Annotated in this window: 18 protein-coding genes; 10 read left to right on the forward strand and 8 right to left on the reverse strand. The window is 69.0% G+C overall.

Translation table 11 applies throughout. The features are described 5' to 3' along the window. Nucleotides 1–8: 8 nt before the first annotated feature. Both ABLE88_RS14475 and ABLE88_RS14480 read left to right on the forward strand, forming a co-directional pair. Entirely contained in the window at nt 9–980 is a 972-nt protein-coding gene (locus tag ABLE88_RS14475; RefSeq protein WP_348832394.1) for an ATP-grasp domain-containing protein, read from the forward strand. Beyond that, on the forward strand, nt 977–1,993 hold the full coding sequence (locus ABLE88_RS14480) for a hydantoinase/oxoprolinase family protein (RefSeq protein ID WP_348832395.1): 1,017 nt from the start codon (nt 977–979) through the stop codon (nt 1,991–1,993). Before ABLE88_RS14475 ends, ABLE88_RS14480 begins: the two co-directional genes overlap by 4 nt. Here ABLE88_RS14480 and ABLE88_RS14485 read toward each other — a convergent pair. The 5 genes from ABLE88_RS14485 to secB all read right to left on the reverse strand — a co-directional run bounded on the left by ABLE88_RS14485 (nt 1,986) and on the right by secB (nt 7,630). After that, nucleotides 1,986–2,792: a formylmethanofuran dehydrogenase subunit C gene (locus ABLE88_RS14485; RefSeq protein WP_348832396.1), complete on the reverse strand. Its 807-nt coding sequence runs from the start codon at nt 2,790–2,792 to the stop codon at nt 1,986–1,988. The genes ABLE88_RS14480 and ABLE88_RS14485 overlap by 8 nt on opposite strands. Next, nucleotides 2,789–3,697: a formylmethanofuran--tetrahydromethanopterin N-formyltransferase gene (fhcD, locus tag ABLE88_RS14490; protein ID WP_348832564.1), complete on the reverse strand. Its 909-nt coding sequence runs from the start codon at nt 3,695–3,697 to the stop codon at nt 2,789–2,791. The genes ABLE88_RS14485 and fhcD overlap by 4 nt, the downstream gene beginning before the upstream one ends. A gap of 14 nt (nt 3,698–3,711) precedes the next feature. Beyond that, complete coding sequence (locus ABLE88_RS14495; protein WP_348832397.1) at nt 3,712–5,463, reverse strand: formylmethanofuran dehydrogenase subunit A; 1,752 nt, start codon at nt 5,461–5,463, stop codon at nt 3,712–3,714. Continuing rightward, nucleotides 5,460–6,791 carry a molybdopterin-binding domain-containing protein gene (locus ABLE88_RS14500; protein WP_348832398.1) on the reverse strand — a complete coding sequence of 444 codons (1,332 nt, stop codon included), beginning with the start codon at nt 6,789–6,791 and terminating at the stop codon, nt 5,460–5,462. The genes ABLE88_RS14495 and ABLE88_RS14500 overlap by 4 nt, the downstream gene beginning before the upstream one ends. A gap of 356 nt (nt 6,792–7,147) precedes the next feature. Beyond that, on the reverse strand, nt 7,148–7,630 hold the full coding sequence (secB, locus tag ABLE88_RS14505; RefSeq protein ID WP_348832399.1) for a protein-export chaperone SecB: 483 nt from the start codon (nt 7,628–7,630) through the stop codon (nt 7,148–7,150). Nucleotides 7,631–7,749: 119 nt separating this feature from the next. Here secB and ABLE88_RS14510 point away from each other — a divergent pair, with 119 nt between their 5' ends. Then, nucleotides 7,750–7,977 carry a DUF1674 domain-containing protein gene (locus ABLE88_RS14510; RefSeq protein WP_348832400.1) on the forward strand — a complete coding sequence of 76 codons (228 nt, stop codon included), beginning with the start codon at nt 7,750–7,752 and terminating at the stop codon, nt 7,975–7,977. Between the two features lie 13 nt (nt 7,978–7,990). Here the strand turns inward: ABLE88_RS14510 and ABLE88_RS14515 are convergent, their stop codons facing one another. Next, nucleotides 7,991–8,797: an undecaprenyl-diphosphate phosphatase gene (locus ABLE88_RS14515; RefSeq protein ID WP_348832401.1), complete on the reverse strand. Its 807-nt coding sequence runs from the start codon at nt 8,795–8,797 to the stop codon at nt 7,991–7,993. 305 nt (nt 8,798–9,102) lie between these two features. Between ABLE88_RS14515 and ABLE88_RS14520 the strand changes: the two genes are divergently transcribed. Both ABLE88_RS14520 and queG read left to right on the forward strand, forming a co-directional pair. Continuing rightward, nucleotides 9,103–9,792, forward strand: a complete 690-nt coding sequence (locus tag ABLE88_RS14520) for a glutathione S-transferase family protein (protein WP_348832402.1) — start codon at nt 9,103–9,105, stop codon at nt 9,790–9,792. Then, nucleotides 9,789–10,850, forward strand: a complete 1,062-nt coding sequence (gene queG, locus ABLE88_RS14525) for a tRNA epoxyqueuosine(34) reductase QueG (protein WP_348832565.1) — start codon at nt 9,789–9,791, stop codon at nt 10,848–10,850. Before ABLE88_RS14520 ends, queG begins: the two co-directional genes overlap by 4 nt. A 71-nt stretch (nt 10,851–10,921) precedes the next feature. On the opposite strand, the gene ABLE88_RS14530 is transcribed toward queG, so the two are convergent. Together ABLE88_RS14530 and ABLE88_RS14535 are read right to left on the reverse strand one after the other, a co-directional pair. Then, the gene (locus ABLE88_RS14530) at nt 10,922–12,637 is read right to left on the reverse strand and encodes a ParB N-terminal domain-containing protein (RefSeq protein ID WP_348832403.1); all 1,716 of its coding nucleotides are present in this window, start codon (nt 12,635–12,637) and stop codon (nt 10,922–10,924) included. Continuing rightward, a complete protein-coding gene (locus ABLE88_RS14535; protein WP_348832404.1) occupies nt 12,624–13,655 on the reverse strand; it encodes a DNA-methyltransferase in 1,032 nt (343 codons plus the stop codon). Before ABLE88_RS14535 ends, ABLE88_RS14530 begins: the two co-directional genes overlap by 14 nt. A gap of 432 nt (nt 13,656–14,087) precedes the next feature. Between ABLE88_RS14535 and miaB the strand changes: the two genes are divergently transcribed. The 5 genes from miaB to lnt all read left to right on the forward strand — a co-directional run bounded on the left by miaB (nt 14,088) and on the right by lnt (nt 19,768). Next, nucleotides 14,088–15,482 (forward strand): tRNA (N6-isopentenyl adenosine(37)-C2)-methylthiotransferase MiaB, encoded by a 1,395-nt coding sequence (gene miaB, locus ABLE88_RS14540; RefSeq protein ID WP_348832405.1) that lies wholly within the window; start codon nt 14,088–14,090, stop codon nt 15,480–15,482. A gap of 107 nt (nt 15,483–15,589) precedes the next feature. Further along, nucleotides 15,590–16,585 carry a PhoH family protein gene (locus ABLE88_RS14545; RefSeq protein WP_348832566.1) on the forward strand — a complete coding sequence of 332 codons (996 nt, stop codon included), beginning with the start codon at nt 15,590–15,592 and terminating at the stop codon, nt 16,583–16,585. 5 nt (nt 16,586–16,590) lie between these two features. Beyond that, complete coding sequence (gene ybeY, locus ABLE88_RS14550) at nt 16,591–17,109, forward strand: rRNA maturation RNase YbeY (protein ID WP_348832406.1); 519 nt, start codon at nt 16,591–16,593, stop codon at nt 17,107–17,109. Between the two features lie 23 nt (nt 17,110–17,132). After that, nucleotides 17,133–18,092, forward strand: coding sequence for a hemolysin family protein (locus ABLE88_RS14555; protein WP_348832407.1), 960 nt, complete (start codon nt 17,133–17,135; stop codon nt 18,090–18,092). A gap of 20 nt (nt 18,093–18,112) precedes the next feature. Next, on the forward strand, nt 18,113–19,768 hold the full coding sequence (lnt, locus tag ABLE88_RS14560) for an apolipoprotein N-acyltransferase (RefSeq protein ID WP_348832408.1): 1,656 nt from the start codon (nt 18,113–18,115) through the stop codon (nt 19,766–19,768). Nucleotides 19,769–19,848 lie beyond the last annotated feature (80 nt).

Below are 19,848 nucleotides of genomic sequence, written 5' to 3' on the forward strand. Positions count from 1 at the left end.
ATCTGAGCATGCGCGTCTTCGTCTGCGAGTTCGTGACCTCGGGCGGCCTGCGCGGCGCCGCTTTGCCCGAAACCCTGCTGCCCGAGGGCACGGCGATGCGCGACGCCATTCTCGCCGACCTCGCGGTGCTGCCCGGCGTGCGCGAGCTCATGGTCGCCCATGACGACCGCCTGGCGCCGCCGCTCGCGGCGTCGGTGCCGGTTGCGGCCGGGGCCGATCCCTGGGCGACGTGGAGCGCGCTCGCCGCGCGGGCGGACGTCATCTGGCCGGTGGCGCCGGAGACCGGCGGCCTGCTCGCCGCCATGATCCGCCGGCTCGGGCGCGGCGGCGCGCGCCTGATCGCCAGCGGCCTCGAGGCGGTGGAGGCCTGCGCCAGCAAGCGCGAGACCGCCCGTCGCCTCGCCGCCGCCGGCCTGCCGCACATCCCGACCTTTGCCGCCGGCGCGGCGCCGCAGGATCTGCTTTGGCCGCGCGTCACCAAGCCCGACGACGGGGCGGGGTGCGAGAATACCCGCCTGTGGGCCGAGGGCGCGCGGCTGCCGGATGCGCCGGGCCTGATCGTCCAGCCGTTCGTCGCCGGCACCCCGGCGAGCCTCAGCCTCCTGGTGCGGCCGGACGGCCCGCGCCTGCTCAGCGTCAACCGTCAGCACCTCGAGGTGGCGGAGGACGGCGCCATGAGTCTGAAGGGCCTCACCGTGGGCGGCCTCGCCGATGCCGACGGCGCGCTCGCCCGGCTCGCCGGGAAGGTGGCGGCGGCGTTTCCCGGCCTCGCCGGCATCGTCGGCATCGACGTCATCCTCGCCCCCGCCGGCCCGGTGGTGGTGGAGGTGAACCCGCGCATCACCACCGCCTATGCGGGCCTGCACGCCGCTTTGAGCGTGAACCCGGCCGCCTTCCTGCCGGAACTGATCCGCGCCGGCACGCCGCCGGCGCTGCCGCATTTGCCGCCCGCCCGGCCGGTGGAGGTGCTGCTGCGATGAGCCGCATCGGCTGGGACGTGGGCGGCGCCCATCTGAAGCGCGCGGTGCTCGGCGCGAACGGGCGGCTCGCGCGCGTCGACATCGCCCCCTGCGCGCTCTGGCAGGGCCTCGACCGGCTGGAGGCGGCGCTGGCCGGCCTGCCGCCGGTGCCGGACGCCCGCTCCGTCGTCACCATGACCGGCGAGCTGGTGGACCTGTGGCCCGACCGCGCCACCGGCGTCGCCGCGCTCGGCGCGGCGCTCGCCGCGCGGCTCGGGGCGGGCACGCTGTTCTATGCCGGGCCTTCCGGCTTCGTCGGCGCCGCCGATCTGGCGGCCTATGCGGGCGCCATCGCCTCGGCCAACTGGCACGCCACGGCGCAGGCTCTGGCGCGCCTCGTGCCGGCGGGCCTCCTCGCCGACATGGGCTCCACCACCACCGATCTCGTGCCGTTCGCGGACGGCGCAGTGCGCGCCCTCGCTTATACGGACGCAGCGCGCCTGGTGGCGGGGGAGCTGGTCTATACCGGCATCGCCCGCACCTCGGTGATGGCGCTCGCGCCGGCGCTGCCGTTCCGCGGCGCCTGGGTGCCGCTGATGGCGGAGCACTTCGCCACCACCGCCGACGTCTGGCGGCTCTTGGGCGAGCTGCCCGAGGGCGCGGACCTGCACCCCGCCGCCGACGGCGGCGCCAAGACCGAGGAGGCGAGCGCCCGCCGCCTGCTGCGCATGGTGGGGCAGGATCTGGCGCCGGACGGGATCGAGGAGGCCCGCGCGCTCGCCGCCGCCACGGCGGAGGCGCAGTTCGCGCTGCTGGCGCGCGGCCTCGAGCGGGTGCTGGCGGCGTCCGGTTTGCCGCAGGACGCGCCGCTGCTGGGCGCCGGCGTCGGCCGCGGCCTGATGGCGCGGCTCGCGGCGCGCGCCGGCCGGCCCTATCTTGATGCGGGCGCGCTGCTGGCGGGCGGCGCGGCCTTCGCCGGCGCCGCCGCCGATTGCGCGCCGGCGGTGGCGGTGGCGCGGCTCGCGCTCAGCTGAGGACCAGCATCTCGCCGGCGCCGCCGGCGGCGCGGTCGCCCACCAGCCGCTCGGCCCGGCCGGTGAGGCCGCCGCCGAACAGCGCCGCGATCTCCGGCACGCGCCGGGCGATGAGCAGCAGCATCACGAAATCCCCGGCGCCGGCGCTGGCGAAGCCCGGCCCGAGCGCCTGCGGCGCCCGCCCGAGCAGCAGCGTGCCGCGCTTCATGCCGCGCCCGGCGCGCGGGCCGGGGCCGCCCGCCAATGCGATGGTGCCGGCGATCATGCCTTCCGCCGCCTGCGCGCCGGCATCGCCGCCCACCAGGACGAGCCCGCCTTTCAGGCGCGCGCCGAGCCTGTCCCCGGCGCCGCCGCCGATCTTCACCACGCCGCCGCGCATGCCCGCGCGCGCGCCGGGCACCGGGCCGCCGAGCCGGGCGCCGGCCGCCCCCGACACCTCGATGCGCCCGCCCGCCATGCCGGAGGCGAGGTCGTCGCCGGCATCGCCGCGCACCACCAGCCGGCCGCCGGCCATGCCCCGGCCGCCGCCGGCGCCGATGGCGCCTTCCACCAGGATCTCCCCCGCCGCGAGCCCGGCGCCGACGCCGTCGAGCCGCGGATCTCCCGACAGGACCAACGCCGCCGACGCCCCGCGCGCCACCGCGAACAATTCGCCCAGCGCCGTGCGCCGGGTGCCGCAGAGGAGCTGCAGGCGGCACACCGCATCGTCGGACAGCGCCGACAGCGCGGCCGGCGCGAGGCCCGAGCAGTCGAGCCGCGCCTCGAGCGGCGCGCGCAGGGCGAGGCGCAGGCCGCTCATGGCGCGCCCTCCAGGATGGCGCGCAGATGGAAGTGGAACGGGCCGAGATTGCCGCCGTAATTGCCGGCATCGATGGCGAGGATGCCGGCCTCGGCGCCGAGGTCGCACACCGCGGCGATGCCGGCGCGCATGCTCGCCGCCACCGCGGCCTCGGAGAGGCCGTCAATGACGATCTCCAGCACGCTTTCCGCCTCGGCCGGCAGGGCGCTCTCGGTCACCGCGCGCAAGGTCGGGCAATAGGCGCCGTTGGTGGAGGCGACGAGGCCGGCATATTTGCTGCCGACCTTGGAGCCCGCGCGCACCACCCCGCCGGGGAAGGGCAGCACCGCGCCCTCGATGTCGGCCATGGCCTCCACCGCCGCCTCGGCGCCGGCGAGCGCGGCGGCGCGCGAGCGCGCGAGGACGAGGAAGTTGCCGCCGCCCACCGCGGCGGCGACGCAGCCCGCGCTCTCGTCGCAGACGAACTCGCCCTCCATCACCGGGATGCGCCAGATGCGCTTGCCCGACAGGCGCTTGGAAATCTGGTGGCCGTCGCCGAAATAGCGCAGCGCCCGGCCGATCGGGATCGCCGGGCCGCCCTCCAGCCCGGCATAGCAGGCGGTGGTGGGGCAGGTGAGCACGCTCTGGCCGACCCTGAGCGGCACCACGCGCTTCAGATCCTTGACCGACATGGCGAAGACCAGCACGGAAACGCCCGGCCGCCCGTCCGGGGTCTCGGCGGGCAGCAGCTCGCGCTCCACCGCCGCCTCGCAGCCGCAGCCGATCACCGAGGTGGCGAAGCCGGTCATGCTGCGCGCGGCGGTGAGCGCCCAGCGCGGGGTGTCGGCGGTGATGAGGAGCCGCGTTCCCGCCATGGGGAAGGCCTCGGCGAAGCCGTCGCGGATCTCGACGCCGTTGAGGACCATGGGCCCGCCGCCGCTCATGGCGAAAGCTCCACCAAGGTCGGGCCGGCGCCGCCCCTTATCTCGCCGTCGGCGATGCGGAAATGCTTCGCCTTGAGGCCGATGGCGGCGTCGAACCAGTGCTCCAGGCGCTTGTCCATCATCGGATCGCAGGGCGCGTGGACCGCATAGGTGCGCCCGCCGCGCAGCGCCGTGACGGCGCCGTCGCGCACCACCTCGACACCGTCCTTCAGCACCAGATGGGGCGCGGCGAACATGGCCTCGCGGTCGGCGGCGTCGCGGTAGAGCACCACGTCCGCCCGCGCGCCGGGGCCGAGATGGCCGCGGTCCTTCAGGCCGAGCGTGCGCGCCGGGGCGGCGCGGGTGACCACCGCGATCTCCTCCAGCGTGTATTCGCGGCGGATCTCCAAAAGCCGCGTATGGGCGCGCGCCGCCTTGTGGATGCGGCCCAGATGATGGTCGCGGAAATCCTTGTCCATCAGCAGGCGGATCAAGTGCGGATAGGAGGTGAAGGGCCCGCCATTGGGGTGATCGGTGGTCAGGTACACCCGCCAGGGGTCCTCGATCAGCAAGAACAGCTCCAGCCCGATGGCCCATTGCAGCGCGTTGACGAACGACTGGTCGCGATATTGGAACGGCACCACGCCGCAGGCGGCGTCGCACTCGATGTCCATGCCGATCCACTTGTTCGGGTGGGCGAGGCGGTGGTTGCGGTATTGCGCCATGAGGTCGGCGGAGGCGGTCACGGTCTGGCCGAAGATGACCTGGCCCACATCCACCGAGACATGCGGATTGGCGTTCACGGCGGCGGCGATCTCGGCCGCGCCGGAGGAGAAGCGCCGGTCGCCCTCGGTGCCATAGGCATGGAACTGGACGTGGGTGAGGTGGAGCGGGAAGCCCTCGGTGGCGCCGATGGTGGCGAGCGTGGTCGACACGTTGCCCGGCACGCCGAGATTGCAGCCGTGCAGATGGATCGGGTGCGGCACGCCGAGCTCGGTCACCGCCCGCTGGAGGGTGGCGAGGATGCGGCGCGGGGCGAGGCCGTAGAACGGGCCGGCCTCGTCGAGGTCGAGCGCGCGGGCGTTGAACTTGAAGGCCGAGATGCCGCCGGGATTGACGATCTTCACCGCGCAGCACTGGGTCGCCTTCAGCATCCAGGCCACATAGTCGTTCACCGCCTGCTGGCCCTCGCCCTCGGCGATCAGGCGCAGCAGGAAGTCGTCATTGCCGAGCACCAGGAAGCCGCCGGTGTCGAGATTGGGGATGTCGGCCATTTCGAGGTGCGCATGGCGGGCATTGGCGCCCACCACGGCCGGCTCGAACACGGCGGTGTAGCCCATCTGCGCATAGAGGCAGCCGGTCTGGTGGGTGGTGGGGGCGGCGCGCCCGCCGCCGCAGCCGCAGAAGGCGCCCTCCGGCTCCGGAAAGGCGGCGCGGTCCTCGCTCATGAGCAGGCGCGCGAGATTCACCTTGCCGCCGGCGATGTGGCTGTGCAGGTCGATGCCGCCCGCCATCACCACCATGCCGGCGGCGTCGATGCGGGTCTCGCCCGAAGCGGGCGGCGCGTCGGCGATGATGCGCCCGTCGGCGATCAGCAGGTCGCCCACCTGGTCGGCGACGCCGTTCGCCGGATCGTAGATCCGCCCGCCGGCGATGCGCGTCCGGGGCGCGCCGCTGGTGGAAGCCCCGCTCGCGGCTGCGCCGCTGGTGGAAGCCCCGCTCGCGGCTGCGCCGCTGGTGGAAGCCCCGCTCGCGGCTGCGCCGCTCATGGCGTGCCTCCCAGCGCGGCGCGGATGGCGCGCGCGGCTTCGGCGAGGCTCGCCAGCGCGGCTGGCCGCAGCCCGGCGAGCGGCAGGCACACCACCTGGTCCATGCGGAAGACGTGGCCCGCATGGTCGACGCCCGGCGTGCCGACGGGGATGAACACGTCCGGCTCGCGCGGGAACACGGTCTGCGCATGGCCGAGCGCGATCACCGGTCCGCGCGCGAAGGCCGGGGGCGCGTCCGGGCGCAGGGCGCTGGCATGAAGCAGGAGGTCGGCGTCGGCGAGCGCGGCGCGGGTGGCGTAGAGGTCGGGCGCGTGGCGCGCGCCGCCGGGCCCCACTTGGGTGCGCAGCGGCCAGCCGAAGCGCCACAAAGCGAGCTGGTGCGCGCCCACCACATTGTCGCGCCCGCCGAGCGGGAAGACCGCGGCGCGGGTGGTGCGGCTTGCCGCCGCCACCGCCTCGGCGGCGGCCTCGGCCACCAGCGCCGCATCGGCCGGGGCAAGGCGCGCCGCGTCCCAGGTGAACACCGCATAGCGCGATTGCGCCAGCAGGCCGGCGAGCTCGGACAGGGCCGCGGCGATCTCGCCCGGCAGGCCGGCCTGGCCCAGCGTGCCGCCCTTCAGCGCCAGCGCCAGCGCCGATGCCGCCGCCGGCAGCGTGGCGCCGTCGAGCGCGATCTCGGCCACGTCGTGCGGCGCCAGCGCCCGCCGCCCGGCCGCGCTCAAGGTCCCGCCCAGCACCGCCACGCGGCGGCGGCGCGTGCGGTCGACGAACATGGGTGCCGCCGCGTCGCTCGCCACCGCGGACGGCGCCGGCAGGGCGCGCTCGAAGAAGCGGGGAAAGGCGGCGGTCGGATCGGGCCCGAGCACCACCATGAGGTCGCAGCGGTTCGCGACCTCGGCCAAAGTGGCGGCGATCCAGCCCTTGCGGGCGAGCCGGTCGAGATTGGCGAACAGGCCGCCGGAGGCGGCGTGGTCGAGGCTCGCCCCGGCCGCCATGGCGAGGTCATAGAGGCCGCCGAGGCCCTCCATGTCGGCGCCGAGGCCGGCGAAGGCGATGGCGCGGCTGGCCGACAGATGGCCGGCGGCGGCGGCGACCGCCGCTTCGAAGGGGACGGGGCGTCCCTCCACCCGGCAGGGGGGCGGCGGCTCGTCGGCGCGCGCCAGCAGGCGGGCGGCTTCGGCGCAGGCGCGGAGCGCCCGCACCGCGCGGCCCTGCACCTCCACCTCCAGATCATCGCAGCCGAGGCCGCAGAACGGGCACAGCACGTCGCGCTGCACGGTGCGCCGGGCCGCGCCGTCGCTTTGGCCGGAGGCCGCGCCCGCGCTCATGACGCGGCGCTCCGCCGGCGCGGCGCGCGCGCCGGCCGGGACCGGGACGGGGGGAGGGCAGGAGGGACGCGCGAACCCATGGCATCGCCTTGGACAGGGGAAGAAGGCCCGATCAAGACGCCGCGGCGGTTGCCCGCTTGTCGTTGCAGTGCGCGGCGGGCTCACCTGCCCTTGCGCCATGCGTCCGTTCTTGGCGGAGGAGTAGCACACGGGCCGGCGCGGTCAAACCGGCGCCGCGCCGGAAAGGGATGTGGCACGGGCTCATCGCGCGGCCCCGCTTTCGCTCCGGACGGGGGCCCCTCTCCCCGTGGGGAGAGGGCGCTGCCCGCGCAGCCTGGGCCTGTCCAGACCGGCGCTCAGGCCTGGCCGACCGGCGCGTGCTTCTGCATCTCGGCCTGCATGCGCTGCTGGTAGAGCGCGGCGAAGTCCACCGGGTCGATCATCAAGGGCGGGAAGCCGCCATTGCGCACCGCGTCCGCGATGATCTGCCGCGCGAACGGGAACAAGAGGCGCGGGCACTCGATCAGCACCACCGGCTGCAGGCTCTGCTCGGGGATGTTGAGGATGCGGAAGATGCCGCCATAGGCGAGGTCGAAGGCGAACAGAGTGTTGCCGTCCACCTTGGCGCCGCCCTCGATCTTGAGGTCCACCTCGAACTCGCCATTGGCGCCGGGCTTGGCGTTGACGTTGATCTGGATGTTGACGTCGGGCTGGCTCTGCGGCGCCACCAGGGAACGCGGGGCGTTCGGGTTCTCGAACGAGAAGTCCTTGATGTATTGCGCCAGCACGTTCAGCGACGGCGCCTTGTTCTCGGTGGGGCCGCCATTCTGCGTCGCCATGCGCGTCTCCATGGGTTGAAAGCTCTGGTAAAGTGGCCTTGAGAAGGCGGGCGTCCGCTAGCATGCTTCCAGGCGAGCGGCAAGGACGGCGCCGCCGTCACCGACCGAGGACGAGACCCATGGCCGACGAAACATCCCCCTTGCCCGCGGCTCCCATGGCGCCCGGCGCCGCGCCGGGCAAGGTGCTGAGCGCGGCGGCCCGGCGCGCGCTCGCGGAAGCGCAGGCGCGGCGCACCGCCCTCGACGCCGCGGCCGAGGACCGCCCCAGGGAGCTGAACGGGCGCGCCGGCCCCGAGCCGGTGCGCTACGGCGACTGGGAGGTGGGCGGCATCGCCACCGACTTCTGAGCCCCGGCCCGCCTCAGCCCACCAGATAAAGGCCGATCAGGCCGGCGACGCCGACGAAGATGCGCCACCAGCCGAACGGCGCATAACCGTGGCGCGCCACGAACTCCAAGAGCGTGCGCACCACCACCACGGCGGCGCAGAAGGCGGCGACGAAGCCGATGACGATCAGCAGCCCGTCGTCCAGCGAGAGCGCGTTGCGGTTCTTGTAGAGGTCGTAGGCGAAGGCGCCGAACATGGTGGGCAGAGCGAGGAAGAAGGAGAATTCCGCCGCCGCCCTCTTGTCCACCCCGAGCAGCATGGCGCCGACGATGGTGGAGCCCGAGCGCGACACGCCGGGGATCATGGCGAGGCACTGGCAGAAGCCGATCTCAAGCGCGGTCAGCGGCGGCAGCGCCATGGCGTTGTCGTAGCGCGGCGCCGGCACGATGCGGTCGACGAACAAGAGCACGATGCCGCCGAGGATCAGCATGGCGCAGATCAGCACCGGGGTCTCGAACAGCACGCTCTTGATGAAGCCGTGGGCGAGCGCGCCGATCACCGCCGCCGGCAGGAAGGCGATGAGCACGCCCAGGACGAAGCGCCGGGCCGACGGATTGGTGGGCAGGTCCTTGGCCACAGTGAGGAAGCGCTGGAAATAGACGGTGAGGATGGCGAGCACCGCGCCGAGCTGGATCAGCACCTCGAAGGTGCGCCCGGTGCTCTCGAACCCCAGGAAGTGCCCGGCGAGCAATATGTGCGCCGTGGAGGAGACCGGGATGAACTCGGTGAGGCCCTCCAGCAGGCCGAGGACGAGGGCTTCGAGCATGTCGCCGAGGGTCATGGGGGCTTCCGGAAGGTGAGGGGGCGCGGGCGGCGCATCCTCGCCGCTCGCTTTGGCCGGCGCAATGCGCGGGCCGAAGGCGCGGCGGCGGGCGACCCAGCGTCAGGCTTGCTTTGTGGCCGGCTGTGGCGCCCGGGCCACATTCTTGCGCCGCCGCTGTGGCAGGTTGCCGGGAATCGGCCGGGGCGGCGGCCGGCAGGGCGCCGCGCCGCGCCGCGGGCCGCCGGAACCAAACGGAAAGATTCGCCCGCTAAGGTTTTCTGCCGCCGGTCCGCCGACCCCGCTTCCTGAGGCCGCCTTCCCCCATGCAGCTGCACCATCATCCCTTCTGCCCCCATTCGCGCTTCGTCCGCTTGCTGCTCGCCGAATACGGGCTCGAGCCGGAGCTGGTGGAAGAGCGGGTGTGGGAGCGCCGCCCGGGCCTCCTGGCGCTGAACCCGGCCGGCGACACGCCGGTGATCGTCGAGGCGCAGGCGCCCTCGGTGCCGGGCGCCGCCATCATCGCCGAATATCTCGACGAGACGCGGGGCCTCGCGCTCGCCGACCGGCGGCTTCTGCCCGAGGACCCTTTGGGCCGGGTGGAGGTGCGCCGGCTGACCTCCTGGTTCCACGAGAAGATGTTCGTGGAATGCACCGAGCCCCTGGTGCGCGAGCGCATCTACAAGCGCTACATGAGCCGCGAGCAGGGCGGCGGGCCGCCGGACGCGACCGCGCTGCGCATGGCGCGGACCAATCTGCGCTATCATCTGCGCTATGTCGGCTGGCTGTCGAAGGCGCGCAACTGGCTCGCCGGCGAGCGCATCAGCCAGGCCGACCTTGCCGCCGCCGCGCATTTCTCGGTGGCGGACTATCTGGGCGACGTGCCGTGGGACGAGGACGAGAACGCACGGGACTGGTATGCGCGGGTGAAGTCGCGCCCCACCTTCCGCCAGCTCCTGGCGGAGAGCATCCCCGGCATGCCGCCGTCCAAGACCTACGCGGATCTGGACTTCTGAGCCGTCCCGAGGCGGCGGCGGCCCCCCTGGAGGAGGTCGCCCGCCGGCTGGCTGAGGCCGAGGGCTTCGATGCCTTCGGCATCGCCGCCCCGGACGCGGCTGAGGCCGCCGGCGCGCATTTGAAGGCCTGGGTGGGCGAAGGCGCGCACGGCCACATGGACTGGATGGCCGACACGCTGGAGCGCCGCGCCGATCCGCGCCGCATGTGGCCGGACGTCCGCGCCCTCCTCATGCTCGGGATGAATTACGGCCCGGCCGAGGACCCGCGCGACGTGCTGGCGCGGCGCACGGCGGGGGCGATCTCGGTCTATGCGCGGGCGGAGGATTATCACGAGGTCATCAAGCCGCGCCTGAAGCGCATCGCCCGCGCGCTCCTGGCCGAAGCGCGGGCGCGCGGCCTTGAGGCCGACGTGAAGGTGTTCGTGGACACCGCCCCGCTCATGGAGAAGCCGCTGGCGGCGGCCGCCGGCCTCGGCTGGCAGGGCAAGCACACGAACCTCGTCTCGCGCGAGCTCGGCTCCTGGCTGTTCCTCGGCGCCATCGCCACCACGCTGCCCCTTGCCCCCACGCAAAGCGAGCGCGATCATTGCGGTTCGTGCCGCGCCTGTCTCGACGCCTGCCCGACGGCGGCGTTCCCGGCGCCTTACGTGATCGACGCGCGGCGCTGCATCTCCTACCTCACCATCGAGCACAAGGGGCCGATCCCTTTGGCGCTGCGCCCCTTGATGGGCAACCGCATCTATGGCTGCGACGATTGCCTCGCCGCCTGCCCCTGGAACAAGTTCGCCGTGGCGGGGCGCGAGGCCAAGCTCGCCGCCCGCGCCGAGAACGACGCGCCGGACCTCGCCGAGCTGGTGAGCCTGGACGACGCGGGGTTTCGGGCGCGGTTTCCGAAAAGCGCGATCAAGCGCGTGGGGCGCGATCGGTTTGTGCGCAACGTGCTGATCGCCATCGGGAACTCGGGGGATGTGGGGTTTAGGCCGCTGGTGGAGGCGCGGCTGGGAGATGAGGCGGAGGTGGTGCGGGAGGCGGCGGGGTGGGCGTTGGGGCGGCTGTGAGGGGGATGATAAAATTTGCATCGAATTTAAGATACCTCCTGCTGAAAATAATCAACAAATAAGGTATTGTTTTAAACAAGAAATTCATGGAATAGTTCAGTCGACATTTTTGTATACTGGCTAGAGCGGTACTTTTCGAATGCAAAAGTATCTAGTTTCGCAAATCGATTATGTAAATTATCAAATTGTATTTGTATTCCAGCGTCCAGTGCTTGCCTCATAGCTCCAATCAACCCATTAACAACTGTGGGAGTAAGAAGCCGGTTCTGGACTGTCCGGGAGGTGGTCCACCGGTTGGCCGGCAGGCGCGATTTCGCGGCGGCGAAAAACAGCCCAATCTGGCTGGCGCAGTAATCAATGTAGCGCCTCCTTGCCGCATCGTTTTCAGAGTTAATGAAGGTATCTTTGTCTGGATCCACCCATCGCGCGAAGAGTGGACCGGGCACGCTAGGCCTTACTAAGGGCCGAAGCCCATAGCTGACGACTGAGGTGGTGCGCAGGCCGCTGGCGTCGAAGAAATTCTGAGAAAATTTGCCCGAAAGTGCACCCTGACCATCGTTGAGCCTGTCCAGCACGTCACGAGCAATGGAATCGGCGAGGAAGGGTCGGATTAGTTGGTTGATTGCCTGCTTGAGTTCAGATTTTGCATTCGATTGTGTAGAGTTGATTTCCAGAAATAATCCCGCCTCAAACCGGGCTTTTTCCGCGTCGTCGACGTGATCTGGATATATAATTCCAGTGACCAATAGGTTTTGCTGTGACCGCAAGACACCTATCACGTTCTCATTTGCCCCACCTTCGTAGTAAGAAAATATTCGATGCTGCCCGTCAATGACTCCGACCGAGTTGAATTCATTTGGAATTGATATGACCGCTGGGCAGGTCGTGTGTATACTTGTTGTATCTATTGTATTTTGTTTAGCGTCGACGATTTTTGTACCAGATGGGAGCGTAACAATTATATTGTTTACAAAAACTCGTTGTTGATCGACTAGATATTTTCGAATTGAGTCCAATTTTGTCCGCAGGATCATTCGCTGATACAGGCCACCCCGATCTCTCCAACCATCCCGACGAAGGACATAAGCCCGCGACAATAGCGCCGATGGTTGCATATAAAAAGAAACAACCTTGTAACCCTTCGGGAATTTGGAGTGATTTTCGGGCAGAACCGAGCCATTGAAGTGTTCACGAGCTGAAGCATTGGCGTTGAGTGCCCTGTCGGAAAAGTTCTTATATTCGACGCCAAGGAAGGCCAGAAGTTCGTGCTGGGCAGACTTGCGAACCGTTTTTGTCAATAATTTAAAATAGCGGACTACAGCGTAATCCATAAAAAGTGCGTGTTGAATCTGTGATTTCAGTGCGGATTGCACGTTGTTCAAAGAACAATAAAGCAGCACCACTCGAACTTGGTTGTCACTAAATTTAGAGCCCAAGATTGTAGTGATATTAAGCGGCGCGCCTCGCGCAAACCCGATAAACTTTGCGTCATCTTTCCGAATACGGTCGTACATTAAATATTTCTTTTTTGCATGCTCGGAAATGTCGCTCGCGATTGTGTACTCAGCGAAGACAACGACGTTCTCCATAATGAAAACATCGTCGAAATCTGACGTCACTCCATCGTAAGTGAACTCCCTGTCGGATGCGCCCTCAACACGCTGGAAGCCCACAGCTGAGAAGACTTCGCGGATATCGCGACGATGCCGCCGCTGAAGGTTGCGCTTGGCGCGCTCCTCAGGGGTCAGCGTCTTCTTCCTGGGTTTCGCAACCTTAGCTTTCGCCATCTCCCCCTCCTGCCGAAGTCGGCCGGGGTTCGTCCCGTCGCCATTCAACGGGAACTTGAGCCACCCGCTCCGTGGAACGCGGACGGCGAACCGGTTTGCCAAGCGGTCTTAGCGGCAGTTCGCCCTTAGCGTATTGGGCGATGCGCTCCGCCGCGATTGCGAGATAGGGCGCATGGCGATCGATGCCAACGGCCTTTCGACCATGTTTCACTGCGGCGATCGCGGTGGCGCCGGTTCCAACGAAAGGATCCAACACTGTCTCCCCCGACTTACTGAGCGCAAGCACGCAGCGTTCGGCGAGTTCTACCGGAAACTGGCAAGGATGTTCCGTGTGCTCTGGGTGGTTCGCTTTGACGTTGGGGACGTCCCAAACGGGATTGTTTTGAAAGTCTTCGACGGCGGAGAATTCCCAGTAGTCCGAAGGATTCTTACCCAATGGATTGCCACTCGGCTTTCCCGCCTTTTGCCCTTTCGACGCGCTGTGGCGCTTGCCGGGGTAAAGCTGAGGGATACGGACTGGATCGAGATTGAATGTATAGGAGTCAGTTTTGCTGAACCACAGTACCGTTTCATAACGGCCGGAAAATCGTTTATCGGCGTTATAACCAAAATTATAGCGCCAAATAATGCGATTACGCAGACGAAATCCTAAGCTTCGGAAAATATCAATAAACGGCCCATCGAGCGGGAATACCTCTCCGTTGGCTACGTAAGTGCCGACCTGCCAGCAGACAGAGGCGTCTTCCGTAAGGATGGGTAACATTGACTCGACGACCTGCCTCTGCCAGGCCCAGTATTCGTCGTAGCTGCGTTCATCCGCTTGTTCGTAAGATTTACCTATATTGTACGGCGGCGATGAGATCACCAGGGCGCAGCTGGCCGGATCGATGGCCTGTAGTCGATCGAGGACATCCCCAACCAGAAACCGCGCCTCCCCAATATCGCTACTGACGCGGTCTATTTCCTTCTGCGGCGCGCAGATATTTTCGGAGGAGATTTTGTCGGGACTGTAGAGCATTAAGCGTTTCCAGGATTGACACGGTCCGCCTGCGCAGGTCGTTCGACAGCGACCCTTGGCGCTTCAGTCCAGCATGAGCACGCAACAAGCTCTGATGGGGTATCCACCGTTGCGACCTACGCATTACCTGCGAATCGCGCTGCTCGCTCGACTTCAGCGGTAACCTATGGTCGACTCTACGACAAGTTGCCAAAACCTCTAGGTGCGAGCTTTCCTCTGGATTCTTAGACAAGCAGGCAAGGTGCGATCTTGCAGAGATTCAAGCGGACGCACAAAGGGGCCGAAATGAACCGCCCCCAACCCCCGCCATTCCCAAACCCCCCGTTTGCCATTAAGACTGATCCCTCCTGAACCACGAGGGGGAGCGACGGGAGCCGGCGTCATGATTGCGTCGCGCCCAGGCGCGAGAATGACCACGGCAGACACGGCACGATGCAGCAGCCCCGCAAGCTCTATGTGAAGTCCTTCGGTTGCCAGATGAACGTCTACGATTCCCAGCGTATGGCGGACACCCTGGCGCGCGAGGGCTACACCGAGACGCAGGACCCGGCCGACGCCGACCTCGTCATCCTCAACACCTGCCATATCCGCGAGAAGGCCGCCGAGAAGGTCTATTCCGAGCTCGGCCGCCTCAGGAAGGCCAAGCAGGAGGCGGGCTCCGACACCCTGGTCGCGGTCGCCGGCTGCGTCGCCCAGGCCGAGGGCGCCGAGATCATGCGCCGCGCCCCGGTGGTGGACCTCGTGGTCGGCCCCCAGAGCTACCATCGCCTGCCCGAGCTGCTGCGCGCCGCCGGCAAGGGCGCGCGGGTGGTGGACACCGAGTTTCCGCTGGAAGACAAGTTCGACCACCTGCCCGCCCCCACCCGCGCCGCCACCCGCGCCCGCGGCCCCGCCGCCTTCCTCACGGTGCAGGAAGGGTGCGACAAGTTCTGCACCTTCTGCGTCGTGCCCTACACCCGCGGCGCCGAGGTCTCCCGCCCGGCCGCGAAGATCCTCGCCGAGGCGGAGCGCCTGGTGGAGCAGGGGGTGCGCGAGCTCACCCTCATCGGCCAGAACGTGAACGCCTACCATGGGGAGGGTCCGGACGGGCGGACCTGGAGCCTTGCCCGGCTGATGGAGGCCCTCGCCCGCATCGACGGCCTCGCGCGGTTGCGCTATACCACTTCCCACCCGCGCGACATGGGGGAGGACCTGATCGCCGCCCATCGCGATTTGCCCCAGCTCATGCCGTACCTGCATCTGCCGGTGCAATCGGGCTCGGATCGCATCTTGCGCGCCATGAACCGCGGACATACGCGGGAAGAATACCTGGAACTGGTGGCGAAGATGCGCACCATGCGGCGCGATCTGGCGCTGTCGTCGGACTTCATCGTCGGCTTCCCGGGCGAGAGCGAGGCCGATTTCGCGGCCACGCTCGACCTCGTCCGGCAGGTGGGCTTCGCCGGCGCCTACTCCTTCAAATACAGCCCCCGCCCCGGAACCCCGGCCGCGACGCTCGACGGGCAGGTTCCGCAAACCGTTATGGCGGAACGCCTTTTCGAGCTGCAGAAGCTGCTGGAGGGGTCCAAGGCCGCGTTCGATGAGGCCTGCCGCGGCCGGACCTTCGACATCCTGCTGGAAAAGCAGGGGCGCCAGGTCGGCCAATTGATCGGCCGCTCGCCCTATCTTCAGAGCGTGGTGGTCACCACTCCCCCCGCCGCCATCGGCGAGCTGCTCAAAGTGACGATTTGCGACGTCGGCCCCAACAGCCTCGCCGGCCAGGCGGAAGACGTTGCAGGACAAGACTTTTCCGCCCCGTCCCGGCCCCTCGCGGCCATGGAGGCCTGAGCTTGCGCAGATCCGGCAGCGACCAAGACCGTCCGCCCGCCTCCGGCCCCGCCCGCGCGGCCGTCACCGCGCCTTGGGCCAGCCCCGAGGAGGAGGCGGCGACCCACGTGGTCCTCGCCTTCGACGACAACCGCCTGGCCAGCCAGCTGTTCGGCCATTACGGGCGGAACCTCGCTCTGGTCGAGCGCAAGCTCGGCGTGAAGGCGGATTCGCGCGGCAACCACGTCACCTTGGAAGGCGAGCGCGAGGCCTGCGAGCAGGCCCGGGCCGTTCTCGAGCACCTCTACGAGGCGCTGAAAAAGGGCCGCGACATCTCCCAGGGCGACGTCGACGGCGCCATCCGCGAAGCGGTGTCCCAGGGCTCGCTGTTCGACTTCGATCCGGCCTCCCAGCGCCAGTCCTTCGACGAGATCCACCTGCGCCGCCGCCCGGTGCGCGCCCGCACCGCCGCCCAGGACGCCTATATCCGCGCCCTGAAGCGCCATACCCTGGTGTTCGGCGCCGGCCCGGCGGGCACCGGCAAGACCTGGATCGCGGTGGCCTATGCGGTGCACCTGCTGGAGCGGCGCATGGTCGACCGGCTCATCCTCTCGCGCCCGGCGGTGGAGGCGGGCGAGCGGCTCGGCTTCCTGCCCGGCGACATGAAGGACAAGGTGGACCCCTATCTGCGGCCGATCTACGACGCGCTGTACGACCTCATGGACCGCGCCTTCGTGGAGCGGGCGCTGCAGTCGGGCGAGATCGAGATCGCCCCGCTGGCTTTCATGCGCGGGCGCACCTTGTCGAACGCGGCCATCATCCTGGACGAGGCGCAGAACGCCACCTCCATGCAGATGAAGATGTTTCTGACCCGCCTCGGCGAGAACTCGCACATGATCATCACCGGCGACCCGAGCCAGACCGATCTGCCCGGCGGGCAGGTGTCGGGCCTCGCGGAGGCGGTGCGCCTGCTCGACGGCGTCGAGGGGGTGGGCGTGTGCCACTTCAAGGCCGAAGACGTGGTGCGCCACGAGCTCGTGCAGCGCATTGTCGCCGCCTACGAGAAGCTGGACGCGCAGAAGATCGAGGCGGCCTCGGCGCGCCTCGGCAAGTCCGGGTCCTGACGCCCATGTGCGCCTTGCCCGCGCCGCGCGAGGGGAGCGCCGTCGCCATCGACGTGCTGGTCGCGGCCGACGGCTGGTCCGCTCTGCCGGACGCCGAAGGCGTGGCCCGCCGCGCGGCGCTGGCGGCGCTGGCGGCCTGCGCGGACGCGGTCCCGCCGGCCTGCGAGCTCGCCGTGACGCTGACGGACGATGCCGAGATCCGGGTCCTGAACCGGGAATGGCGCGGCCTGGACAAGGCGACCAACGTGCTCTCCTTCCCCCAGGCGGCGCTGCCGGAAGGCGTGGACGCGCCGCAGCCGCTCGGCGACGTGATCGTCGCGCTGGAGACGCTCGCGGCGGAGGCCGCGGCGGAGGGCAAGGCGCCGGCGCATCATCTCGCCCATCTGGTGGTGCACGGCACGCTGCATTTGCTCGGCCATGACCACATCGACGATGACCAAGCAGAGGAAATGGAGGCGCTGGAACGCCGCATCCTCGCGGGCCTCGGGATCGACGATCCCTACCGCCTGCCGCAGGACGGCTGACGTTCGAAGGCGAAGAAGGACCCATGTCGAACACTGACCACGCGACCGAGGCCGGCTCCGCGGAGCCCCAGAGTTTTCTCGATCGATTGCGTGCCCTCCTCGGCACGTTTCGCCCGCACGCCTCGCTGCGAACCGATCTTCAGGAGGTGCTCGGGGCGGCCGAGGAGGAGAGCGAATTCACCCCGTCCGAGCGCAAGATGCTGCGCAACATCCTGCATTTGAAGGACGTGGGCATCGGCGACATCATGGTCCCCCGCGCCGCGATCATCGCCGTGCGCAAGGACATCAGCCTGGGCGAGCTGCTGAAGGTGTTCGTGAGCGCCGGCCACTCCCGCTTGGTGGTCTATGACGACACCCTCGACGACCCGGTGGGCATGGTCCATATCCGCGACCTGCTGGCGGTGCTGGCCGCCGGCGCCATGAACGAGGCGGACAGCAAGCTCGACCTCGGCGCGATGGATTTCGACCGCAGCCTGGAAGATGCCGGCCTGGTGCGGCGCCTGCTCTACGTGCCGCCGTCCATGCCGGCGGTGGATCTTCTGGTGTCGATGCAGGCCGCGCGCACCCACCTCGCTCTGGTGATCGACGAATATGGCGGCACCGACGGGCTGGTCTCCATCGAGGACGTGGTGGAGGAGATCGTCGGCGAGATCGAGGACGAACACGACGAGGCGCCCGAGACTTTGCTCACCCGCCAGGACGACGGCAGCTTCCTCGCCGATGCGCGCACCCCGCTCGAAGCCGCCGTGGAGGTGCTCGGCCCCGACTTCGCTTCGCAGGAGGCGCTCGAGGAGGTCGACAGCCTGGGCGGCCTGCTGGTGATGATCGCCTCCCGCGTCCCGGTCGAGGGCGAGGTGCTGGCGCTGCCGGGCGGCTTCGAGGTGCAGGTGCTGGAGGCCGACCCGCGCCGGGTGAAGAAGCTGCGCATCATTCCCCCGCGCGCCGGCGCCGGCGAGCAGGGCGCCCTTCCCGATCCGGCGTGACCGGGGCCGACGCATCACCGGTGCCCGCCAGGACGGGCGCCTTCTTCGCCCGCCATGCCGGGCCGACATTGGCCAAGCTCGTGGGCGCGCGGCGCGCCGTGCGCCACGCCGACGGGCGGATGCGGCTTGCCATCGCCCTCCTTGCGGGCGCGTTCGCGGCGCTCGCCATGCCGCCGCTCGGCGCCTGGCCGGCGCTGGCCGTGAGCCTTCCGGTACTGGTTCTTCTGCTCGACGGCGCGCGCGACGCGGGCCGCCGCGCGGCGCGGGTGCGGGCGGCTGCGGCGGTGGGCTGGTGGTTCGGCTTCGGCTATTTCCTCGCCTCGCTCTGGTGGATCGGCGCCGCCTTTCTGGTGGAAGCGAGCGTGTTCGGCTGGCTGCTGCCATTCGCCGTGGTCGCCATGCCGGCGGGGCTCGCGCTCTTCACCGCGCTCGGCGCCGTGCTGGCGCAGCTGCTGTGGAGCCGCGGCCCGGCCCGCATCTTCGCGCTCGCGGTCGGCTTCACCGCCAGCGAGTGGCTGCGCGGCCACGTGCTCACCGGCTTTCCCTGGAACACCTTCGGTTATGCCGTGGCGCAGGACCCGGCGCTGATGCAGAGCGCGGCGCTGGTGGGGGTCTATGGCCTCACCTTCTTCGCACTGCTGCTGTTCGCGGCGCCGGTCCTGCTGCTGCGGCCGCGGCCCCTCGCTTGCGCCCTCGTGGCCGGGGCGGCGATGACGCTGATCGCCGCCGCCTTGTGGGGCGATCAGCGCCTTGCCGCGCATCCCGCGGAAGCGGTGGCGGGCGTGCGGCTGCGCATCATGCAGCCGAACCTCGCCCAGGACGAGAAGTTCGCCTACGGGCGCAGCCGGGACATCCTCGCGCATTATCTCGCCTTGAGCGGGCGGCCCTCGGATGTCTATCCGCGCGGGCTCGAGGACGTAACCGTTCTGGTCTGGCCGGAATCCGCCTTCCCCTTCATCTATGAGCGCGAGCCCTGGGCGGCCGAGGCGATCGCCGCCGCGCTGCCGCCCAATGTCACGCTCGTCACCGGCGCGGTGCGCTACGACACCCCGCCCAAGGGCCAGGTCTCGCCGTTCTTCAATGCCATCCGGGTGATCGACCATCAGGGCCAGGTATTGGCCAGCGCCGACAAGGTACACCTCGTCCCCTTTGGGGAGTATCTGCCGTTCCAGTCCGCACTGGAGGAGATCGGCTTCGAGCAACTTACGCGTGTGCGGGGCGGCTTCTCTTCCGGTTCCGTGTTTGAGGCTCTCGCCGTGCCCGGCCTGCCGCCCGCGTCACCGCTGGTTTGTTATGAAATTATCTTTCCAGGAAAGGTGATTCCAGAAGGTCCGCGGCCCGGTCTTCTGCTGAACGTGACCAATGACGGGTGGTTCGGGAACACGCCGGGGCCTTACCAGCACTTTGCTCAGGCACGTCTGCGCGCGGTGGAGGAGGGGCTGCCTCTGGTGCGCGCGGCCAACACCGGGATCTCCGCCATCGTCGATCCACTGGGACGTATCGTCGCAGGTTCTCGCTTGGGCGAGGAAGCTCTGGTGGACGGGTGGCTGCCTCAGCCGTTGAAAACGGTTCCCCTGGCCTCGATCGCCCCCGGGACACTCCTGATTTGTCTCCTTTTTTGTGGATTTGTCCTCGCTCTAATTCCAGGGGTCAACCGGTTTGCACGCAGAAGTTGATCGACGCTCGCACGTTGTATGCCTATGTTCGCCCCCAATCAGGGCAGCCTTCGCGATGCGAAGTAGTGCGTATTCTCTTT

It is taken from the genome of Xanthobacter luteus (genome assembly GCF_040049235.1).
Taxonomy (GTDB): Bacteria; Pseudomonadota; Alphaproteobacteria; order Rhizobiales; family Xanthobacteraceae; genus Xanthobacter.

Bases quoted from the DNA above. Each gene is read 5' to 3' on its own strand.
- ABLE88_RS14475 (WP_348832394.1), top strand. From the start codon at position 9: ATGCGCGTCTTCGTCTGCGAGTTCGTGACCTCGGGCGGCCTGCGCGGC.
- ABLE88_RS14480 (WP_348832395.1), top strand. From the start codon at position 977: ATGAGCCGCATCGGCTGGGACGTGGGCGGCGCCCATCTGAAGCGCGCG.
- ABLE88_RS14485 (WP_348832396.1), bottom strand. From the start codon at position 2,792: ATGAGCGGCCTGCGCCTCGCCCTGCGCGCGCCGCTCGAGGCGCGGCTC.
- fhcD (WP_348832564.1), bottom strand. From the start codon at position 3,697: ATGGTCCTCAACGGCGTCGAGATCCGCGACGGCTTCGCCGAGGCCTTC.
- ABLE88_RS14495 (WP_348832397.1), bottom strand. From the start codon at position 5,463: ATGAGCGGCGCAGCCGCGAGCGGGGCTTCCACCAGCGGCGCAGCCGCG.
- ABLE88_RS14500 (WP_348832398.1), bottom strand. From the start codon at position 6,791: ATGAGCGCGGGCGCGGCCTCCGGCCAAAGCGACGGCGCGGCCCGGCGC.
- secB (WP_348832399.1), bottom strand. From the start codon at position 7,630: ATGGCGACGCAGAATGGCGGCCCCACCGAGAACAAGGCGCCGTCGCTG.
- ABLE88_RS14510 (WP_348832400.1), top strand. From the start codon at position 7,750: ATGGCCGACGAAACATCCCCCTTGCCCGCGGCTCCCATGGCGCCCGGC.
- ABLE88_RS14515 (WP_348832401.1), bottom strand. From the start codon at position 8,797: ATGACCCTCGGCGACATGCTCGAAGCCCTCGTCCTCGGCCTGCTGGAG.
- ABLE88_RS14520 (WP_348832402.1), top strand. From the start codon at position 9,103: ATGCAGCTGCACCATCATCCCTTCTGCCCCCATTCGCGCTTCGTCCGC.
- ABLE88_RS14530 (WP_348832403.1), bottom strand. From the start codon at position 12,637: ATGGCGAAAGCTAAGGTTGCGAAACCCAGGAAGAAGACGCTGACCCCT.
- ABLE88_RS14535 (WP_348832404.1), bottom strand. From the start codon at position 13,655: ATGCTCTACAGTCCCGACAAAATCTCCTCCGAAAATATCTGCGCGCCG.
- miaB (WP_348832405.1), top strand. From the start codon at position 14,088: ATGCAGCAGCCCCGCAAGCTCTATGTGAAGTCCTTCGGTTGCCAGATG.
- ybeY (WP_348832406.1), top strand. From the start codon at position 16,591: ATGTGCGCCTTGCCCGCGCCGCGCGAGGGGAGCGCCGTCGCCATCGAC.
- ABLE88_RS14555 (WP_348832407.1), top strand. From the start codon at position 17,133: ATGTCGAACACTGACCACGCGACCGAGGCCGGCTCCGCGGAGCCCCAG.